Annotated in this window: 20 protein-coding genes; 17 read left to right on the top strand and 3 right to left on the bottom strand. The window is 59.5% G+C overall.

The features are described from left to right. The first annotated feature begins 3 nt into the window (after nucleotides 1-3). From CYA_RS08640 to CYA_RS08685, 11 genes are all read left to right on the top strand, one after another. Complete coding sequence (locus CYA_RS08640) at nucleotides 4-363, top strand: Mo-dependent nitrogenase C-terminal domain-containing protein (protein ID WP_011430660.1); 360 nt, start codon at nucleotides 4-6, stop codon at nucleotides 361-363. Next, entirely contained in the window at nucleotides 354-1,760 is a 1,407-nt protein-coding gene (gene nifE / locus CYA_RS08645) for a nitrogenase iron-molybdenum cofactor biosynthesis protein NifE (RefSeq protein ID WP_011430661.1), read from the top strand. Before CYA_RS08640 ends, nifE begins: the two co-directional genes overlap by 10 nt. After that, nucleotides 1,748-3,085, top strand: coding sequence for a nitrogenase iron-molybdenum cofactor biosynthesis protein NifN (nifN, locus tag CYA_RS08650; protein ID WP_011430662.1), 1,338 nt, complete (start codon nucleotides 1,748-1,750; stop codon nucleotides 3,083-3,085). The genes nifE and nifN overlap by 13 nt, the downstream gene beginning before the upstream one ends. Nucleotides 3,086-3,159: 74 nt before the next feature. Further along, nucleotides 3,160-3,579, top strand: a complete 420-nt coding sequence (nifX, locus tag CYA_RS08655; protein WP_011430663.1) for a nitrogen fixation protein NifX — start codon at nucleotides 3,160-3,162, stop codon at nucleotides 3,577-3,579. Nucleotides 3,580-3,581: 2 nt separating this feature from the next. Further along, complete coding sequence (locus CYA_RS08660) at nucleotides 3,582-4,037, top strand: NifX-associated nitrogen fixation protein (RefSeq protein WP_011430664.1); 456 nt, start codon at nucleotides 3,582-3,584, stop codon at nucleotides 4,035-4,037. Between the two features lie 66 nt (nucleotides 4,038-4,103). After that, nucleotides 4,104-4,367 (top strand): CCE_0567 family metalloprotein, encoded by a 264-nt coding sequence (locus CYA_RS08665; RefSeq protein WP_011430665.1) that lies wholly within the window; start codon nucleotides 4,104-4,106, stop codon nucleotides 4,365-4,367. After that, entirely contained in the window at nucleotides 4,364-4,729 is a 366-nt protein-coding gene (gene nifW / locus CYA_RS08670; protein WP_011430666.1) for a nitrogenase-stabilizing/protective protein NifW, read from the top strand. Before CYA_RS08665 ends, nifW begins: the two co-directional genes overlap by 4 nt. Nucleotides 4,730-4,771: 42 nt before the next feature. After that, a complete protein-coding gene (locus tag CYA_RS08675) occupies nucleotides 4,772-5,071 on the top strand; it encodes a 2Fe-2S iron-sulfur cluster-binding protein (protein ID WP_011430667.1) in 300 nt (99 codons plus the stop codon). Nucleotides 5,072-5,207: 136 nt separating this feature from the next. After that, on the top strand, nucleotides 5,208-5,477 hold the full coding sequence (locus CYA_RS14160) for a ferrous iron transport protein A (protein WP_228375247.1): 270 nt from the start codon (nucleotides 5,208-5,210) through the stop codon (nucleotides 5,475-5,477). Nucleotides 5,478-5,571: 94 nt separating this feature from the next. Then, on the top strand, nucleotides 5,572-5,829 hold the full coding sequence (locus CYA_RS08680; protein WP_011430669.1) for a hypothetical protein: 258 nt from the start codon (nucleotides 5,572-5,574) through the stop codon (nucleotides 5,827-5,829). Between the two features lie 342 nt (nucleotides 5,830-6,171). After that, nucleotides 6,172-7,824, top strand: a complete 1,653-nt coding sequence (locus CYA_RS08685) for a helix-turn-helix domain-containing protein (protein ID WP_011430670.1) — start codon at nucleotides 6,172-6,174, stop codon at nucleotides 7,822-7,824. Nucleotides 7,825-7,852: 28 nt separating this feature from the next. Here the strand turns inward: CYA_RS08685 and CYA_RS08690 are convergent, their stop codons facing one another. After that, the gene (locus CYA_RS08690) at nucleotides 7,853-8,062 is read right to left on the bottom strand and encodes a TOBE domain-containing protein (protein WP_011430671.1); all 210 of its coding nucleotides are present in this window, start codon (nucleotides 8,060-8,062) and stop codon (nucleotides 7,853-7,855) included. A 273-nt stretch (nucleotides 8,063-8,335) separates the two neighbouring features. Between CYA_RS08690 and modA the strand changes: the two genes are divergently transcribed. Continuing rightward, entirely contained in the window at nucleotides 8,336-9,079 is a 744-nt protein-coding gene (gene modA, locus CYA_RS08695) for a molybdate ABC transporter substrate-binding protein (protein ID WP_049749762.1), read from the top strand. Beyond that, on the top strand, nucleotides 9,076-10,890 hold the full coding sequence (gene modB / locus CYA_RS08700; RefSeq protein WP_228375249.1) for a molybdate ABC transporter permease subunit: 1,815 nt from the start codon (nucleotides 9,076-9,078) through the stop codon (nucleotides 10,888-10,890). The genes modA and modB overlap by 4 nt, the downstream gene beginning before the upstream one ends. Before the next feature lie 18 nt (nucleotides 10,891-10,908). On the opposite strand, the gene cobJ is transcribed toward modB, so the two are convergent. Further along, nucleotides 10,909-12,831: a precorrin-3B C(17)-methyltransferase gene (cobJ, locus tag CYA_RS08705; RefSeq protein ID WP_049749763.1), complete on the bottom strand. Its 1,923-nt coding sequence runs from the start codon at nucleotides 12,829-12,831 to the stop codon at nucleotides 10,909-10,911. 76 nt (nucleotides 12,832-12,907) lie between these two features. On the opposite strand from cobJ, the gene CYA_RS14760 reads away from it, so the two are divergent. The 4 genes from CYA_RS14760 to ruvB all read left to right on the top strand — a co-directional run bounded on the left by CYA_RS14760 (nucleotide 12,908) and on the right by ruvB (nucleotide 16,339). After that, nucleotides 12,908-13,228 (top strand): VOC family protein, encoded by a 321-nt coding sequence (locus CYA_RS14760; protein ID WP_346426182.1) that lies wholly within the window; start codon nucleotides 12,908-12,910, stop codon nucleotides 13,226-13,228. 5 nt (nucleotides 13,229-13,233) lie between these two features. Then, the gene (locus CYA_RS14765; RefSeq protein ID WP_041438421.1) at nucleotides 13,234-13,884 is read left to right on the top strand and encodes a UPF0182 family protein; all 651 of its coding nucleotides are present in this window, start codon (nucleotides 13,234-13,236) and stop codon (nucleotides 13,882-13,884) included. Nucleotides 13,885-13,988: 104 nt separating this feature from the next. Next, the gene (gene psbA / locus CYA_RS08720) at nucleotides 13,989-15,053 is read left to right on the top strand and encodes a photosystem II q(b) protein (RefSeq protein WP_011430136.1); all 1,065 of its coding nucleotides are present in this window, start codon (nucleotides 13,989-13,991) and stop codon (nucleotides 15,051-15,053) included. Between the two features lie 173 nt (nucleotides 15,054-15,226). Then, nucleotides 15,227-16,339, top strand: a complete 1,113-nt coding sequence (gene ruvB / locus CYA_RS08725; RefSeq protein ID WP_011430676.1) for a Holliday junction branch migration DNA helicase RuvB — start codon at nucleotides 15,227-15,229, stop codon at nucleotides 16,337-16,339. A 37-nt stretch (nucleotides 16,340-16,376) separates the two neighbouring features. Here the strand turns inward: ruvB and CYA_RS08730 are convergent, their stop codons facing one another. Then, on the bottom strand, nucleotides 16,377-19,076 hold the full coding sequence (locus CYA_RS08730; protein WP_011430677.1) for a phycobilisome rod-core linker polypeptide: 2,700 nt from the start codon (nucleotides 19,074-19,076) through the stop codon (nucleotides 16,377-16,379). Nucleotides 19,077-19,308: the final 232 nt, after the last annotated feature.

The following is a 19,308-nucleotide window of genomic DNA, read 5'->3' on the forward strand; positions in this document are numbered from 1 at the left end:
GCCATGACTTATCCCTACCCTTCTCTTCCCTTTCCCAGAGTCGGCAACCCTTTGGGATGGCTCGGCCTGGTTTTGAACTCAATTTTCAGATCCGCCCTGAAGTGGCCGCGCCGCTGGCTCAACAGCATTGAAATTCGGGGATCCCGGCAGGCCCGTTGGATTTGTCGTTTGATCCCGGCTTCCTGTCCCTTTGAGCGGGATATCCGGCTGGGATCCCGCACCGTCCACATTCCGGCCCTCTGTCGCATCAACCCCCTCTACGAGGAGATCATTGCCCTGCGGCTACGGGCGGCGGCTTATCTGGCCGAAGCTGCGGCTCAACCCCAGCCCCCCTCTTCTCAGGAGATCCCATCATGCCCTTGATCAGCCGGACTAAAGTGGCGGAGCTGCTCAACGAGACCGCCTGCGAGCACAACCACAAGAAAGACGGCAAAGGCAAAAACAAAGTCTGTGCCGAGCAAGCCAAGCCAGGAGGAGCGCAGGGAGGCTGTGCCTTTGACGGGGCTTCGATTGCCCTGGTGCCGATCGCCGATGCCGCCCATCTAGTACATGGGCCAATCGCCTGCAGCGGCAACTCTTGGGGGACGCGGGGCAGCCTCTCTTCTGGCCCCCAGCTTTATCGGGTGGGCTTCACCACCGATCTGAGCGAGAACGAGATCATCTTCGGGGGGGAGGAAAAGCTGTTCCAGGCCATCCTTGACTTGCAGGCCAAATACCAGCCTGCCGCCATTTTTGTCTATCTCACTTGTGTAACTGCCCTCATTGGCGACGATGTGGAGGCCGTGTGTCAGCGGGCCAGCCGCCAGCTTGGGATCCCGGTCATTCCGGTGAATGCGCCCGGCTTTGTGGGCAGCAAAAACCTAGGCAACCGTCTGGCCGGAGAAGCCCTGCTGGACTATGTGATCGGCACCGCCTCCCCGGAGTACACCACTCCCCGCGACATTAACCTCATCGGCGAGTACAACATTGCCGGCGAGCTGTGGGATGTCTTGCCTCTGTTTGACGAGCTGGGGATCCGCATCTTGGCCAAGATCACCGGCGATGGCCGCTACCGCGAGATCTGTACCGCCCACCGGGCCAAGCTGAACGTCCTCATCTGCGCCAAAGCCCTGCTCAATGTGGGCCGCAAGATGCAGGAGCGCTATGGGATCCCCTACATTGAGGCTTCCTTTTACGGGCTGCAGGAGATGAACCACTGCCTACGGGCCATTGCCCAAGGGCTGAAGGATCCCGAACTGCAGGAGCGTACCGAGGCCCTCATCGAGCGGGAAACTCGCGCCACCGAGGCGGCTTTGGCCCCCTACCGGCAGCGGCTGGCGGGCAAACGAGTTGTCCTTTATACCGGCGGGGTGAAAAGTTGGTCGATCATCTCCGCCGCTCGAGATCTGGGGATGCAGGTAACGGCCACCAGCACCCGCAAAAGCACCGAAGAAGACAAAGCCCGCATCCGCGAGCTGCTTGGCCAGGATGGCATTCTCTTGGACAAGGGCAGCCCGCAAGAGCTGCTCAAGGTGGTGGAGCGCACGAAAGCGGACTTGCTCATCGCCGGCGGACGCAACCAGTACACCGCCCTCAAGGCCCGCATCCCCTTTCTGGACATCAACCAGGAGCGGCACCATGCCTATGCCGGCTATCGCGGCCTGGTGAACTTGGCGCGGGAGATCGATGCCGCCCTCCACAGTCCCATTTGGGAGCAGTTGCGACGGCCTGCCCCCTGGGAGACCTCAGCAGCAAAGGAGGTGGGAGGATGGCCCAGTTGATTCAAGAACGCAAGCCCCTCAGCGTCAACCCCCTCAAACTCAGCGCTCCGCTGGGAGCGGCCCTGGCCTTTCTGGGGATCAAGGGCTGTCTGCCGCTCTTCCACGGTTCCCAAGGCTGTACGGCCTTTGCCAAAGCGCTGCTGGTACGTCATTTCCGCGAGGCCATTCCCATGTCCACCACTGCCATGTCCGAAGTGGACACCATCTTGGGAGGCGAGGAGAATGTCGAAGCTGCCATCCTCACCTTGGTGGAGAAGGCCCAGCCGGAGCTGATTGGTCTTCTGACCACCGGCCTCACGGAAACCCGCGGGGACGATATGCCGCGCATCCTGCGGGAGCTGCGCCGACGCCAGCCGCAATTGCAGGATCTGCCCATCGTCTTGGCCTCCACGCCTGACTTTAAGGGATCCCTGCAAGACGGCTATGCCATCGCCGTCAACAGCTTGGTCAGCACCCTGCCGGAATCGCCGTCGGGATCCGTCCGCCCTGCCCAGGTAACGGTGCTGTGCGGGCCTGCCCTCACCCCTGCCGACGCCCAGGAGATCAAAGAAATGGCAGAGGCTTTTGGCCTAGAGCCGATCCTGGTGCCGGATCCCGCGGGTTCCCTGGACGGACACTTGGGCACCGGCTTTAGGGCGACCCCAGACGGCGGCACCACCCTTGAGCAATTGCGCCAGCTCGGGCGTTCCGGCCTCACCATAGCTGTCGGCGAGAGCATGCGCCCTGCCGCTCAGATCCTGGCCCAGCGCTTTGGCACCCCCTATCGGGTTTTCCCCCACCTGACCGGTCTCAAGGCTGTGGATCCCTTTTTGGCAACCTTGGCCGATCACAGCCAGCAGCCGGTGCCCTCTCGCTACCGCCGCCAGCGCAGCCAGGTTCAAGATGCCCTCCTGGATTGCCACTTTTTCTTCGGCAACCAGCGGATTGCCTTGGCCCTAGAAGCCGATCTGCTCTGGGGGTGGGTGGACTGGCTGCTGGATATGGGCTGTCAGATCCAGGCGGCCATCAGTCCCACACCGGATCCCCACTTGACCACCCTTCCCATTGAGGCAGTGCGGGTGGGAGATCTGGGGGATCTGGAGGAGCTGGCACCCGGGGCCGACCTGCTGGTGGGCAACTCCCACGTGGCGCGCCTGGGCAAGCGGCTGGGGATCCCAGTGCATCGAATGGGGATCCCTATCTTCGACCGGCTGGGGGCCAACCACATCTGTCAGGTGGGCTATCGCGGCACCCTATCCCAACTGTTTGCCGTCGGCAACCTGCTGATGGAGCAGGAGGAAGCCCGTCACCCCAGCCCACCCCAGGTTTCTGGGCATGGATTCTAAGGGATCCAGAGCTTCGAGCTAGATCCCCCTAGCTCCCCTAAACCCTCAAGTTCACGGTTCTAAGGAGAACGCCTATGCAAGTGGCCTTTACAACCCGCGACGGCAAGCACGTCAATGCCCACTTTGGCTGGGCCAACCAGATCGACCTCTACGAAGTCACCCCCGAAGGCTACCGATTTTGTAAGACCCTCACCTTTGGGGGCAACTTGGAGGCAGATGGCAACGAGGACAAGCTGGTGCCCAAGCTGCAGGCTTTGGCCGATGTCACCCTCATCTACGTGGCTGCCATTGGCAGCAGTGCCGCCGCCCGCCTGATCAACCGCCGCATCACCCCCATCAAAGTGCAGTCGGAAGAAGAATCCATCGAGAGCTTGTTGCAGCGCCTGGTATCCACCCTGCACAACCCTCCCCCCTGGCTGCGCAAAGTGCTCTTGGCCGAGCGCGCCCGCAAAGCCGAAGCCCCAAATCCCTCTACTTCCCCTGCGGAGGTTTAGCCATGACGGTTACCCCTCTTTCCCCCTCGACCAGCCCCATCCTGCAGGAGATCGTCCGCCAGCTGCGGGCGGCGGATCCCTACGGCACCTACCGCGCCTGGAGTGATGAGTTGCTGCTCAAGCCCTTTGTCGTCACCAAAGCCCAAAAACGCCAGATATCCCTCGAAGGGGAGGTGGATCCCGGGGTGCGGAGCCGCATTCTCATCTACTACCGCGCCATTGCCGCCCTGATTGAAAAGGAAACGGGCCTCCTAGCTCAGGTGGTGCTGGATCTCAACAGCGAAGGCTTTGGTTGGGTGCTGGTCTTCTCAGGGCGGTTGTTGTTGGTGGTCAACACCCTGCGAGACGCCCATCGCTTCGGTTTCGAGTCTCTCGAACAGCTCACTGAAAAAGCTACTGCCCTTATCGACAAAGGGATCCAACTGGCCCGAACCTACCCTGAGGTGGGCCGACTGTAGCCGCTTGTCTCCGTCCCGGCAGCCATTTTTTCTTCTTTTTCTTCAGCAATTAGGAGTGCCTTGCCCATGTTGAATGAGAGTGACGTTGAGAATGTTGTGAACGGCCTGGATTTCGAGCCCTTTGAACACCTGTCTGCCGACCAGCTCCGCAGCGAGATCAAGCGCCTAAACAGCAAAGCAGGCCAACTGAAAATGGATCTGCACGATCTGGCCGAGGGGCTACCCGACGGGTTCGAGCGACTCCCCGACTTGGCAGCCCGCACCTATGCCCTGTTTGCCCGGCTGCACACCCTCAGACAACGCTTGAAAACCCTGGAGACCTGCCGATGAGTTGGAACCACAACCGCCGTTGGAAAGACTTCCAAGCCCTAGTCAATGCCGAGGATTATTTCGCTTTTTTCGAGCTCCCCTACGATCCGCGGGTGGTCAACGTGAATCGCCTGCATATCTTACGCAAATTCGCTCAGTATCTGGCTCCTCTGGAGCACTTCCAGGGCAGCGAAGAAGAGCGATTGGAGCAAGCTCGGCAAGCGCTGGAAAAAGCGTATCAAACCTTTCTCACTTCTACCCCGCAGCAGGAGAAGCTATTCCGAGTCTTTCAAGACTACGGTTGTCCGGATCCCGTTGGCGGCTGTGCCGGCTGCAGCTCTTTGGGAGAGCGGGGCGAATGCAGCCCTGGGATCCCTGCCTAAGCTCCCTTGTTTACCCCTCGTCAACTCTCTGGAGATCTCATCATGGCTACCTACACAGTTCACTTGGTTAACCCAAAACGACGGCTCGACACCTATATCTCAGTAGATGAAGATTCAACCATCCTAGAAGCGGCTGAGGATCAAGATGTGGACTTGCCCTCTTCCTGCCGCTCCGGTAGTTGTTCCTCTTGCGTGGCCAAAGTGGTAGAAGGAGAAGTCGATCAATCGGAGCAAACCTTTCTGGATGAGGAGCAAATAGCCAAAGGATTTGTGCTGCTCTGCGTGGCCAGACCTCGCTCCAATTGTACGATTCGCACTCACCAGGAAGCTTACTTGGTTTGATAGATCGCTGCTTCCAAGCTGCTCGCAAATGGACTCGGGCAAGGCTCAAATGGCCTCTTCTAAGATTAGGGATCCCTGTATGTTGGCACCGCCCACCGTCCCTAAGATCTCAATAACCATATCTCCTCTCCAACTCATGAAGGTTGGAGAAGAAGGTCGCATCTACCAACTGCGCGGATCCGAAGCTGCTTGCGCCCAATTGCAGCAAATGGGTCTCACTGTGAGCACCTATCTCCAGGTTATCCAACGTCACCCTGAGTGGATCCTACTCCTACCCAGTGGCCAACTTTCCCTTCCTGCTCATTTAGCTAAACCCATCTGGGTTTACATGGATCCCCGTTGCACCCTAGCGCCTCCCCAAGAACCGAATAAGAAAACAATCTTAAATTTGCCAAGAGCCTTCTAAAATGTAGTCTATTTACCCAATTTTTAACTTGCAATGAGAGACACTCAAGGTAAGCACATCTCTTCATAATCTATCTTGATTTGGGAGCAAAGCTATGAACACCTGTTTGCTACACCTGGGCTCCATCCTTAAAGCTGCTGAAGAGCTTAGCCTTGTGGAAAAGCCATTTCCCAAGTTGCAACACATTCAACTCTGCACAGGGCTCAGCCCAGAAGAAATCGTGCGGGCGCTGGAGCTAGAACCCAATCCCTTGGGTTGGCATCTGGAGCCAAGCCACAACCTTGCCGATGAATCGGCGTATTGGGTGGGCGGACGACCTTGTGTCGGCTTGGTTATTGAGCGTTTCGCCTGACACTTGTTGCAGTTCGGATCCCCAAAAGGCTCTCAAGGGGGAGGAATAGCCTGCAAAGCCATCTCAAAAGTTCACTGTAAACATTAGAAGTTAAGAGAAAACAAAGCTTTCCAGAAGGTTCACCCTAGACCAAATCTCCCTGGCCTGCCGGGGATCTTTTGAGGTATCGTTCAATCCAGTTCACGAATTGAGCTTAGGAAACAGACCTTAAACTAAGGTCTCTCGCCGGGCTGCCACGGCTTTGCGAGGAAGGTCTCCATGGCCGGGTTTAGGGTTTTGCAGATGCGATAGCAGGCGTGAACAAAGGAGAGCTACAGGGAAACGCTATGGAGTTCGAGGGCTATGGCTTATCAAATCTCAGGGAATTGTATCGGTTGCAACGCTTGCGTAGATAGCTGTCCTACAAAAGCTATTGTTGTCCAGGATGGGGAATACTGGATTAATCCTCTGTTGTGCAATGACTGCGAAGGTTTCTTCCCAGAACCTCAGTGCGTTAGCCTGTGTCCCGGTTCTGCCCCGCAGCCTTATGAAGCCATGAAGGGGCGCAACCGCACGGTCACGGCCCGCATTCGCAGCAGCCCACCTCTATTTTTGAACGGCCATAGCCAGGCTTTTGCTTCGTCAATTGTGGTCTGGGAAGCTTGCAATTTCCTATCTCAATTTCAATCTCTCAATCTGCAAAAGCAGGGAGATAACCAGGTTTGCTATCAGAAATCTGTTGGCCACAACCAGGGATCTCTGACCCTAACTCTATGTTTGGACGGGATCCCACAAAGTGCTCCGATCGATGTGCGAACTGCCTGTTTGCATCTTATTTTTGCTGCCTATGCTGCCGGGTTGAATAGCCCCTGGAAGGAATCCTTTGTTTTCACCGACTCACAATTGGAGTCCTATTTGGGCTGGGATAAACGTAAAGATCTGAGCAAGATGACCCGTCTCCACCTGTTCATGACCTGGATAGAGCAGCTCTGTCGGATTCAAGTCTCCATCGATTGGCCGGATCAGGGGCGGGTGAAGGGGTTTTCGGTACCGGCTGGCCCTCTGTGGAGGCTGCTCAAGATGCATCGCCACTTTCAAAAAGATGAGCAGGGCTGCAACCATCTGGTGGGCCTGACTTGGGCGATTCAGCCCGGCGAATGGACACGGTACTTTCTCAATCGACAAGGGTGCCGCCAGGGGCAAGCCTTTTATCAGTACAGCAGCCTGCCCCTATCCCTGCTGCAGGCCGTGATGAGCCATTGGCAACACCATGAAGGAGCCATGCGCCTGCTGCTGTGGCTGTTGTTCAAAGTGAGGATGGGGCGGCAACAGCGTCTGACGGTGCCCACCCTGATGCGAGTGGCCTACGGGGAAGAGCGACTGCAGGAAGCTTATCTCAATCTCCAAGAACGCAAACGGCTGGTGCGCACCTTTGAAAGCGATCTGGAGGTTCTCAACCACTACGGCCTCAAGCCGGAGTTCGATCCCCTCACCTATCCTTCTTCCATTCAACCCCTGTGGGCTCGCCTGGAAGCTGTGCCCGAGGATGCGGACGAGGCATTGAACTTTTGGATTGAAGATGCCAACAACGGTGGCTTGCTGACGGCTGCCGGGCCGCGGGGCAAGTGGGGACTCTTGATGCAGGCTCGCATTCAACGATTTCATCTGCCCTCCGACTGGCATCGTCAAGCAGTTCAAGAAGCCAGATCCCCGACCCGAGAATCGGGATCCCGGCAGCGGCGTAGGGCAAAGTCTGCGCCTGCTGCAACAGCCTCTGATCTCCCTTGCCATCCCGAAGACCCAAAAGATTTTTCCTCAGGCAAGGCTTTGCGTGGGGCAGATATCTCAGCGGCACGCCAGCAAAAGGGAATTAGCCAGCGGGAATTGGCCCAGAGGCTGGGGCGCAGCCAGAGCTGGGTGCGGGATGTAGAGAATGGGCGGCTTCAGATCAGCCTAAACGATCGCCAGCGCCTTATCAAAGCCCTGTATTTGGATCCCAGGCAACAGCAAGTCTAGGCCAGTCACTCAATTTGCTAATCCACCACTAATCCACGGCGATGACCACATCTGAGGCTTTAATGGCAGCATACGCTTCTTTTCCAACTGCTATACCCAACCGTTCGGCAGAGTGCTTAGAAATAATGGCTGTTATTTCTATGCCTGGTGCAACTTCCAGAACAATTTCGGCATTGACCATGCCCACCTGGAAGCTTTTTACAGTTCCTTTAAAAAAGTTGCGAGTGCTGATTTGCATGACTTCTCCTTTGTTGAACACTTAAAGCAACAGGGGTGTTGACCGAACTGAACAAGAGAGGAGCTTGCCGGATGGTCATTCAACACCGGTTTCAATACTATCAGATGCTTATCGTTGCCTCTGGGGAGGAAGGGCTGCCAATAGTCTAGATTATGTATCTTAAAGATACAAACTGCAACCTCTAATGGTCAAAGTACCGAGCGATTGGTGGATTTTCCTGTTCTGAAAGTCGTCACGGGTCAAAGAAGAATGGCTATGAAACGAAGAACTGCAATGTTATTCCTGGGGATCCTGGCCGCTCTGGCTTTGAGGTGGGGGTCGGCTCCCGGCTTGGCGCAATCTCAGCCCATTTTGGTGGGGGCTGCGGTGAGCTTGCAACCGGCTTTAACGGAAATCGACCGGTTGTTCACCGCCCGCTATCCCGACATCAAGGTTGAGTACAACTTCGCCAATTCCGGCTTTCTCCAGCAACAGGTGGAGCAGGGGGCGCCTCTGGACGTGGTATTTTTCGCAGCCGCCTCTTTTATGGACGCCCTTGCCAAGCAAAACCTGCTGGTGGAGGGATCCCGGCGAGATCTTCTCAGCAACCGCATGGCTTTAATTGTGCCTGCCAATGCCAGAACCAAGGTTCAGGATTTTGCCGACTTGGTGGCGGAAGAGATCCGGGTTCTGTCCATTGGGGATCTGCAGGCCATGCCCGCCGGACGCTATGCCCAGGAAATTCTCACCGAGGCGGGGGTGTTTGAGACGCTGCGGCCCAAGATGGTGTTTGCCAGCACGGTGCGGGAAATTTTGACGGCGGTGGAGCAGGGCAATGCCGACGCCGGGATCCTGTTTACCTCGGATGCTCAGCTTTCGGATCGGGTGCGGGTGGTGGCTACGGCGGATCCCATTACGCCAATTATCTACCCGGTGGCATTGGTGCGCGATACTCCCGCCGGACAGTCTTACTTGGAGTTTTTAACCTCAGAAGAAGCAGCAGAGGTGTTTGTGAAGTACGGCTTTATCCGCCTGTGAGGGATCCCTCTGCAATTGCCCAGATGAGCGACTACGACCTGTCTCCGCTGTGGATCTCGTTGCGGATTGCCAGCTTAGCCACAGCTATCACCTTTGGGGTGGGGACGCTGGCAGCTTATGGGATGTTGCACTACCGAGGTCGGTGGCGCTCTCTCCTCGAGGCCATCTTATTGGCGCCGCTGGTGTTGCCGCCCACCATGGTGGGGTTCCTATTGTTGCTGCTATTTGGTCGGCGAACCCTTCTGGGACAACTTTTGGCCTCGCTGAACTTGTCGGTCATCTTCACCTGGTATGCCGGGGTGATCACGGCAGTGGTGGTGGCCCTGCCCCTGATGTACCGCACGGCCTTGGGAGCTTTCCAGCAGATCGACCCGACGCTGGTGGCGGCAGCCCGCACGCTGGGGGCAAGCAGGGCCAAGATTTTTACGCAGGTGCTGATCCCTTTGGCCTTACCAGGGATCCTGGCGGGGATTACCCTCAGTTTTGCCCGCGCTCTGGGGGAGTTCGGCGCCACCTTGATGCTGGCAGGCAATATCCCGGGCCGCACGCAAACCCTGTCCATGGCCATCTTCTTTGCCGTTCAGGCGGGGGATATGCGGGGGGCGGCCATCAGCTCGGCCCTGGTCTTGGGGTTGTCCTTGGGGGTGATGACGGCAGTTAACCTTTGGTTTCAGCGACGGCCCTGGCAGCGACCTCCCTCTCGTCCTCTACAGGTTCTCACCAGAAGGGATCTGGATTTCTCAACTCCGGCCCCCCGCCTCTGGGTGGACATTGACAAGAAGCTGCCCCAATTTGAGCTGCAGGCGCAACTGAGCTGCGACGGGCGGCCATTAGGACTGCTGGGGGCCTCTGGATCCGGCAAAAGCCTACTTTTGCGCTGCATTGCCGGGATCGAAACCCCGGATGGTGGGCGCATTTTGCTCAACGAGCGGGCGTTGTTTGACGCCGAACAGGGGATCCGGCTGCCCCCCGCTCAGCGACGGGTAGGGGTGATCTTCCAGAACTACGCTCTGTTTCCCCATCTCACCGTCGCCCAGAACATCGCTTTTGGGATCCCTGCGGGCTTGAGCGAAGCGGAAAAACAAGAGCGGATCCAGGCCCAGCTGCGGTTGGTCAAGCTGAAGGGCTGGGAAAACCGCTATCCCACGGAGCTCTCTGGAGGACAGCAGCAGCGGGTGGCCCTGGCGCGAGCGTTGGCTTCTGAGCCGGAGATCTTGCTGCTAGATGAGCCTTTTTCTGCTTTGGATGCCCACCTGCGCAGCCATCTGGAGCAGGAGATGGGGGAGATCTTAGCCGACTACAAGGGAGTCACGCTTTTGGTAACCCACAACATTGAGGAAGCCTTCCGCCTCTGCGGGGATCTGGCTGTAATGGAGCAGGGGCGAATCATTGCCCAGGGGGACAAGCGTCAGCTATTTGAGGCTCCCCCCTGCCTTAGTGTGGCGCAACTGACGGGTTGCAAAAACATCTCGCGGGCCAAGCTCCTGGGCCCTCAACGGGTGCTGGCCTTGGATTGGGGCTGTGAGCTGCAGGTACAGGGATCCCCAGCGGGAGAATACATCGCCATCCGCGCCCACCACCTCACCTTCAGGCCCGACGGGAAGCTGCCCAACACGTTTCCGGCTTGGCTGGTGAAGTGGAGCGAGACCCCCCACCGACTGACTCTCTTCTTTAGGCTGGGCGGTCCTCCTGCCCACCGCCAGGACTATCACCTGCAAGCTGAGGTGTGGCGGGAGCGCTGGCGCGAGGTGGAGACTTGGGGATCCCCCTGGTGGCTACAGTTGGATCCCCGGCATCTGAGGGTGTTTTGAGTCTGGGCTTAACACCCGTCAAGTGGGTTCTTCGCCCAGGCAATAGCCCCGCGGGGTAATCAGCCGGTCCCCATGGCGAAAGGTCTGAGAGTTGCCGATAAGAACCAGGGTGAGCATGTCCACCTGCTCTGGATCCAGCTCCCCCAGGGTGGTAAGGCGGAGAGTTTCGCCAGGGCGGTAGAGGTTGCGGGCCAAAGCCACAGGGGTATGGGCGGGCCGGGCCTGCAAAAAGATCTGCAGAGCCTTGAGGAAGGGATCCACCCGCTGCCGGGAGCGGGGGTTGTAAAGGGCCACCACAAAATCGGCAGCTGCAGCCGCCTGCAGGCGTTTTGCAATCACTGGCCAGGGGGTAAGCAAATCCGAGAGGGAAATGGCGCAGAAGTCGTGCATCAGCGGAGCCCCCAGCCGGGCAGCAGCCGCCTGGAAGGCAGAGATCCCCGGCAGCACCTCCAGAGAAGGGCGGATCCCATCCCAGCCAGAGCGGACCAAGCACTCCAGCACCAAGCCCGCCATGCCGTAAATGCCGGCATCCCCCGAAGAAATCACCGCCACCTTCAGCCCCTGCTGCGCCCAAGCGATGGCCTGTTTGGCCCGCTGCAGCTCTTGGGTAATGGGAGAGGCCTCCCGAATTTGGCCGGGGTGCAAAAGGGGATCCACCAGATCCAGATAAAGCTGGTAGCCAACAACCACATCGGCCTGAGTTAAAGCCATACGGGCAGCCAAAGTCAATTGACCCAGATCCCCAGGACCAGTGCCGATGAGCCAGAGGTGGCCGCTGCGAGGGGAATACTCCTGCGCCGCGCGGGCAATGGCCAGGGTACAGGCCCCTTCGGTTTTCGAGGTGAAGACCTGCTTGGGGCAGAGGAGGGTTGCTCCCCCAAAGGGCTCTACCTTCTCCGCAACACAGGATGGCCTCTCAGGAACCTTGTCACCTCTTCCCCAAGTCTGACAAGTCTGAGCTGCCAAGAGGGCAGCCGCCTCGGCTACGGAGGGAGTGCCCACCGCCTGCCGCACCGCCTCCGAAGGGTGGGGCACTGGGATCCCAGCCAAAGCCTCTGCCGAGAAAAACTCAATGGGCCAGCCATAGGCTTGGGCCAGCTCCAGAAGACCCGGCTCGTTTTGCTTCAGCTCCAAGGTGGCCAAGCCGGCAATGGCCTCAAAAGCCAGCCCCTGGGCCTGCAACAGGCGGCGCAGGGATCCCTCTAGCCAAACGCGGGTAGTGCCCCGCTCGCAGCCCACCCCCACCCAGAGCACCCGCGGATGCCAGTGCACTGTCGGGATCCCCGTGGGAGGGGAGAGGTATTCCCCAATCCAGATCTGGGCAACGGGATGGGGAGGAGAGGAGGCCACTAGGGGATGATCTGCCGGCCAAGCTTGTCGCCAAAGCCGCGTGCCGCAGGTCTGGTGAACGGCCACCGGCTCTCCCCGCGTCAAGGCGGCTGCCACCCCGTTCCAATCTCCAGCGCCCCGCCGCCAGCCGTAGGGATCCCCCAGCAAATCCAAAGGCGGGATCCCCAGCCCCTCGGAAGCAGAGGTGAGAACCGGCTGGGCTCCCAAGGTAGCGGCCACCTGCCGCGCCAGGGCATCGGCCCCCCCCACATGTCCCCCGCACAGGCTAATAGCCCAGCGACCGGCTTCGTCCACCACCACCACCGCTGGATCCCGCTGCTTGTCCTGCAAGAGGGGGGCAATGAGCCGCACCACCGACCCTGCGGCCAAGATGAAGAGACAGCCCTGCACCTGGGGCCAGGTTTGGGCAACGGCTTCTGCCAGAGATCTGGGCGCTGTGGGATCCTTGGGATCCCCGTAAGCCTGCCAGGGGGAGGGCAGCCCCTGCGGGTCAGCTTTGCTCCAGCAGCTCACCTCCTTGCCCAAGAGCGGGATCAGAGAGTTGGCCAACCGGCGGGCGCGCGGGCTGGGGGCAAACAGAGCAAGCTTCATCGAGCGTGGGCCAAGGCTAGGATTCTCCCCGGATCCTATACTGGACATAGAGCCACCCGCGAAGGGACAAGTGCCGATGGTCATCCCACCTGGACTGATGCTGCCCCTAATCCCCCTGGAGGTTTTGCTCTCCACGAAGGGGCTGATGTTTTTGCTGCTATCGGCCTATGGGGGGGCCATGTGGACATTCTTAAGCGGCGCCCCCCGCGTCCACACCATCATCGTGCCGGACTTGGAGCAGGCCAGAGGGTTTTACGAGAAGGTGTTGAAACTGCCGGAAGCGGAGCTGCCCCTGCAGTACTACTACGGCTACGAGCAGAGCATGGTCGGCTACAGCCTAGGATCCCCCTCATCCAAGCCTACGCCCGCATCTACCCCACCCTGTTCAAGCCGCTAGAGGCCATGCCGGAGCCGTTGCGGCAGCACATCCGCTACCCCCAAGATCTCTTCCGGGTGCAGGTGCAGCAATTTGCCACTTACCACATGACGGATCCCCGTGTTTTCTACAACCGGGAAGACCAGTGGCAGATCCCCAACCAGTTCCGCAAGCGGCGGCGCCTGCCCATGCAGCCCCAGTACCTCATCCTCACCTTGCCAGAGGATCCCCAAAAGGGATCCCCAAACCAGCCCGAGTTTGTCTTGCTTTCTCCCTTCACCCCCCTCAACAAACAAAACATGGTGGCCTGGATGGCGGCCCGCTGCGATGGGGAAAACTACGGCAAGCTGCTGGTGTACGAGTTTTCCAAGCAGCGCCTCATCTACGGCCCAGAGCAAGTAGAGGCGCGGGTCAACCAGGATCCGGCCATTTCCGAGCAAATCGCCCTCTGGAACGAACACGGGTCGCGGGTGAACCTGGGCACCCTGCTGGTCATCCCCATCGAGACCTCGCTTCTCTACATCCAGCCCCTCTACCTGGAGGCAGAACAGGGCCGCCTGCCCCAGCTCACCCGGGTCATCGCTGCCTACGAAGACCGGGTGGTGATGGAGCCCACCCTCAGCCAGGCTCTGGAAGCCCTCTTCTCCCCCACCGGCAGCCGCCGCTCCAACCGCTGAGGCCGGGATCCCTTCTCAGATTTCTAAGGGTAGTTGACAGAACTTAACGGATGATTTAAGGTTAGGTTGTCAATCTTCGCGCTTCCTCAGGGAAGTTTGCCATCATGACCACTGTTATCCAACGTCGCTCAACCAGCAACGTGTGGGAGCAGTTTTGCGAGTGGGTCACCTCCACCGACAACCGCCTCTACATCGGTTGGTTCGGGGTGCTGATGATCCCCACCCTGCTGACTGCCACCACCTGCTTCATCATTGCCTTCATTGGGGCTCCGCCGGTGGACATTGACGGCATCCGCGAGCCAGTTTCGGGTTCGTTGCTGTATGGCAACAACATCATCACCGGCGCGGTGGTGCCTTCTTCGGCTGCGATTGGCCTGCACTTTTACCCGATTTGGGAAGCCGCTTCTTTGGACGAGTGGCTGTACAACGGCGGCCCCTACCAGCTGATTGTGCTGCACTTTTTGATTGGGGTGTTCTGCTACATGGGCCGGGAGTGGGAGCTGAGCTACCGCTTGGGGATGCGTCCCTGGATTGCGGTGGCTTACTCGGCGCCGGTGGCGGCGGCGACGGCCGTGTTTTTGATTTACCCGATTGGGCAAGGCTCGTTTTCGGACGGGATGCCGCTGGGGATTTCGGGGACGTTCAACTTCATGTTGGTGTTCCAAGCGGAGCACAACATTTTGATGCACCCGTTCCACCAGCTGGGCGTGGCCGGCGTGTTTGGGGGTGCGCTGTTTAGTGCGATGCACGGGTCGTTGGTGACCTCGAGCCTGATTCGTGAGACTTCGGAGGAGGAGTCGCAGAACTTGGGTTACAAGTTTGGGCAAGAGGAAGAGACCTACAACATCGTGGCGGCGCACGGGTATTTTGGCCGGTTGATTTTCCAATATGCGTCGTTCAACAACAGCCGGAGCCTGCACTTTTTCCTGGCGGCGTGGCCGGTGATTGGGATTTGGTTTACGGCGCTGGGGATCAGCATCATGGCGTTCAACCTGAACGGGTTCAACTTCAACCAGTCGATTGTGGACAGCAACGGTCGCGTGGTTGGGACGTGGGCGGATGTGCTCAACCGTGCCAACCTGGGGATGGAAGTGATGCACGAGCGGAATGCGCACAACTTCCCGCTGGACCTGGCGGCGGTGGAAGTGGCGCCGGCCATCCGCGGCTAATCCACTCCTGACCTAGTCGACCAGTCCTTCTTGAATCCCCTGGCAGACGCTGGGGGGTTTTTTCTTCTACCGCCCTCTCCGATCCAGGTGGGAGACCAAAATGGCAAACGGTTTCACCAGGATCTTTCCCCCAGTCAGTTAGAGTAGGGCTATCGCATCTGCGAGTAAAGGATATGGCGATCATTTCTTCTCGGGCTGCGGGGGCTGAGGATCCCGGGCAGCGGCAGCAAAAGAGTTCTGCTCGCAGAAGAGAGTCGAAATTGGCTTTTGCTAGGGCGGAAGGGCTACTGCAACCGCAGGCTCACCCCAGCGAAGCTCAAGAAGAATCCCTGCGCCCGCGCACCCTGGCAGAGTACATTGGCCAGACAGAGCTGAAGGAAGTGCTCTCCATCGCTATTGCAGCGGCCCGCGCCCGCGGGGAGCCTTTGGATCACCTGCTGTTCTACGGCCCGCCTGGCTTGGGCAAAACCACGGTGGCCGCGGTGCTGGCGGCGGAGATGGGATCCCGCTTCTACATGACCACGGCCCCGGCGCTGGAGAGCCCCCGTGACATTGCCGGCTACTTGGTGCGCCTGAAGCAGGGGGACGTGCTGTTTATCGACGAGATCCACCGTCTGCCCAAGGTAACCGAAGAGCTGCTCTATCCAGCAATGGAGGATTTTCGCCTCGACATCACTGTTGGCAAGGGACGCTCGGCCCGCATCACCTCCATACCCCTGGAGCGCTTTACCCTCATCGGGGCCACTACCCGCATTGGCGCTCTGACTTCGCCGCTGCGGGATCGCTTTGGCCAGGTGCAGCGGCTGCGCTTCTATGAGCCCCACGAACTGGCGGAAATTGTGTTGCGCAGCGCTCGCCTCTTGAACACCTCCATTGACCGAGCGGGAGCCGAGGAGATTGCCCGCCGATCCCGAGGCACACCGCGCATTGCCAACCGCCTCCTGAAGCGAGTGCGCGATTATGCCCAGGTGCGGGGGGATGGCCACATCAGCCGTGAGGTGGCAGCCGCTGCCCTGGAGCTGTTTCAGGTGGATCCCATGGGTTTGGACTGGACGGATCGCAAGCTGCTGACGGTACTGGTGGAGCAGTTTGGGGGAGGGCCCGTGGGCTTGGAGACCATGGCCGCAGTGACAGGTGAAGATCCCCAGACAATTGAGGAGGTGTACGAGCCCTACCTGCTGCAGATTGGCTACCTGCAGCGCACGCCAAGGGGTCGGGTGGTTACCCCCGCTGCCCTGCAGCACTTAGGCTACACAGCCCAGTCCCCTCTGCCTGTGTGGAGCTAATGGTTTTCCTCTCCCACCAGGGGAGAGGGGGGTTGAGCTAGCTGCGATCGTTGCTGCCAACAGGTCTGAAACTGGGCACCACGAGCTCCTTGTTTTGCTTGGTGAGGCGGCCATACAGCTCTTGGGTGTTGGGGAAGTTGGCCGCCGGCAAGGTGGGGAAGCGGCGGTAGGGCACCGTGTCCTCGCCGAAGAGATCGCGATACTCCTGGGTGTTGAGCAGGGCGCGCACGAAGGCCTTCAACCCCTGGGTGGCCAAGATCTGGTTGTACTTGCGGATCTCCTGCTGGTTTAGGGGTGCGCGGCCCAGGAAGTGCTTGGTGCCCAGCTCGATCACCTTGGTATTGGGATAGGGAGCGTAGAACTCGGAGCGGTACAGTTCCGAGCACCCCAGCGCCTCGACGAACTCCTTGACGGTGATCTCGCCATTGCGCAGCTTGGACTCGGCAGAGCTGAGCTCGGCGCTGATGTTGTAGATGTCCATGTCGCGCTCGAAGATCTGCCGGTAGGCGGCGCGGATGAGGTTGTTGACCTCGGCTTTGTTGGCCAGGCTGGTGAGCTTGAAGATGGGTACCTCCTGGCGCACCTTGGGCACCCCCTGCTGGACTCGCCGCTGGATCTCCAGCTCGCCGGAGGGCTTGTCCTGGGGCTGGCCCAGCTTGACAAAGAGGGGGATATCGTCGTCGGTGCGGATGGGCCTGGTGACCACGGCCATGTCGCTGGATCCGGGGCGCATGCGCCGCCGCGCTAGACCGGCAGGGGTGAGGTAGCGCTCGTAGGGCACGACGTCTTCCCCGAAGACCTGCTGGTACTCCTCGCTGTCGAGGATGGCGTCCACCACGGCGTAGAAGCCCTGCTTGGAGGCGATGTCAAACAGCCGGTTCATCTCCTGCCGGCCGTAGGTGGGCCGGCCCAGCAGCTTGCGGTGGATGAACTCGATGGCCTTGCAGACATAGAGACTAGACCAGTACTTGTTGCGGAACAGATCTGACTTGGCCAACTGGCGGACAAACTCTTTGACGGTAATCTCGCCCGACTCCAGCTTGATCTCCCAGCGGGTTAGCCGTTGGCCTTCATAGGGCACATAGCCGTACACCTGCTGGTAGCAGGCGCGGATCACCGCCTGGGTCGAGACTTCGCTGCCAACAACCCCGGCCCGCACCCCCAAACGCCGGCTGCGATCGCCAGGGGTTTGGGTAAGCTTGAAGACTTTGGGGCCAAGGCTGCCGGGATCCCCTGCCGCCTTGGGATTGGTGCGCTCGTTGGTGAGGGCAAAGCCGCGCCGAATAAGGATGCGCTTGACATCCTTGTTGAAGGGGGCGGGGCTGGCGTTGAGGGAGCGGGTTTCTTTGGGGAAGATGGCGCCAAATTGGATCTCCAGCGGGTCGTTGCCGACACCGTAGGCGTGCTGATCCGGCAGGGGGCGGTTGTAGCGGGCAAAGAGGGTAATGAATTGGGGCACCTTGCGGCGCGGAGCCGCGTAGTTGTAGAGGTCAAACTTGGGCCCCCAGTTGGCGCTGGTTTGGGCTTCCACCCCCAGCTTGCGCAGGTAGGGCACCGTCTCCTCGCCGAAGTAGTCGCCGTACTCGCGGCTGTCCACCAGCGCATCCACCAAGCCGGCCAGGCCCTTGCTGGAGACGATGGCAAAGTAGGTCTGCACCTCTTCACGGGTCTCTGGTGCCCGTCCCAGGAAGTGGCGGAAGGCCAGCTCCACAACGCGGCTGTTGATGTAGGGCTCGTAGAACTGCTTGCGGTAGAGTTCGGATTTGCCCAGGCGGCGGATAAACTCCTTCATGGAGATCTCGCCGTTTTTCACCTTCGACTCCAGGTCGGCCAGCTTAAGGCCATAGGCACGGCGGATATCCCGCTCGAACACCTGCCGGTAGGCGGCTTTGATGACCTCTTCTTTCTCAGCATTGGAAAGCCCCGGCTTCATGGCAAAGACGGGAACCTTTTCTGCGGCCAAGTTGTAAACCTGGGGTAGCTGTAGCCCTTGCAAGGGCAGGCCATCGGCGGTGCTGGCGTTGCGCTGCCGCAGCTTGTCGGAGGGAGCAGGGGCAATGAACTCGCTCAAGAGCACGTCGAAATACTGGTTGATGATGGCCACCGCCTCGCCATCTTTGCGGAAGTAGCTGGCTGAGGCCCGCTTCATCTCTTGGATGGCGACAATGGTGGCCTCGGCAGAGCAGGCGTTTTCGATGATCTCCCGCAGGCCCCGGGTGTTAACCACAAGGATGTTGGGATCCCCGGCCACCAGGGCGTAGGTGACATAGCGCAGGAACCAGCTTAGATCCCGCAGGGACTTGCGCATGTTGGCAGCCCCGTAGCGGGAGATGTTGATGGGGCGGAAGTTGGGCGGGATCTCCACGCCGCTGGCGCTGAAGAGATTGCGGATGGCCTCGAGGAAGCCACCCGTGGACTCCACATAGAAGGCGGTGCCCAGCTTAAAGGCTTCTTTCTCGTCTTGAGTGACTTCTGGCCGCTCCAGGTAGGCCATGGGGGAGCCGCCGGTGAAGATGCGGTTGGCAGCCCGGCTGACAATGATTTCGGAGTTGGCGGCGATGACCTCGGCAATCTGCAGCCGCTTCAGACCGCTGGAGAAAAAGTCGTCAAGGCGATCCAGCTCGGTGCGCGAGAGGTAGCGATCCTGCTGTTCTGCCTGGGAGATGGTGGAGAGGGGCACGGTTTGGTAAAGACGGGGGCTGGAGACGACTGCGCCGCCAGATGCGTTGATACCCATCGCTCTCTTAAACTCCGTTTATCGAAAAACTGCCGACAAGGCTCAGGGAGGATGCCCCGGGAAAGGGGCTGACCCATGGACTTAGCTAAACCGGCCCCCATCCCTCTCAGAGTTGGGGAGGAATGGACGCCGCGTCCCTGAGGGGGAAGCCAAGCCTAGAATACTAGGGGGATGCGCCCGGAGTGGGGAGGTTGTTGCAGTTTGTAACACTCCTGCTCAGCTCCCTTCTCAG

Source organism: Synechococcus sp. JA-3-3Ab (assembly GCF_000013205.1).
Lineage (GTDB): Bacteria > Cyanobacteriota > Cyanobacteriia > Thermostichales > Thermostichaceae > Thermostichus.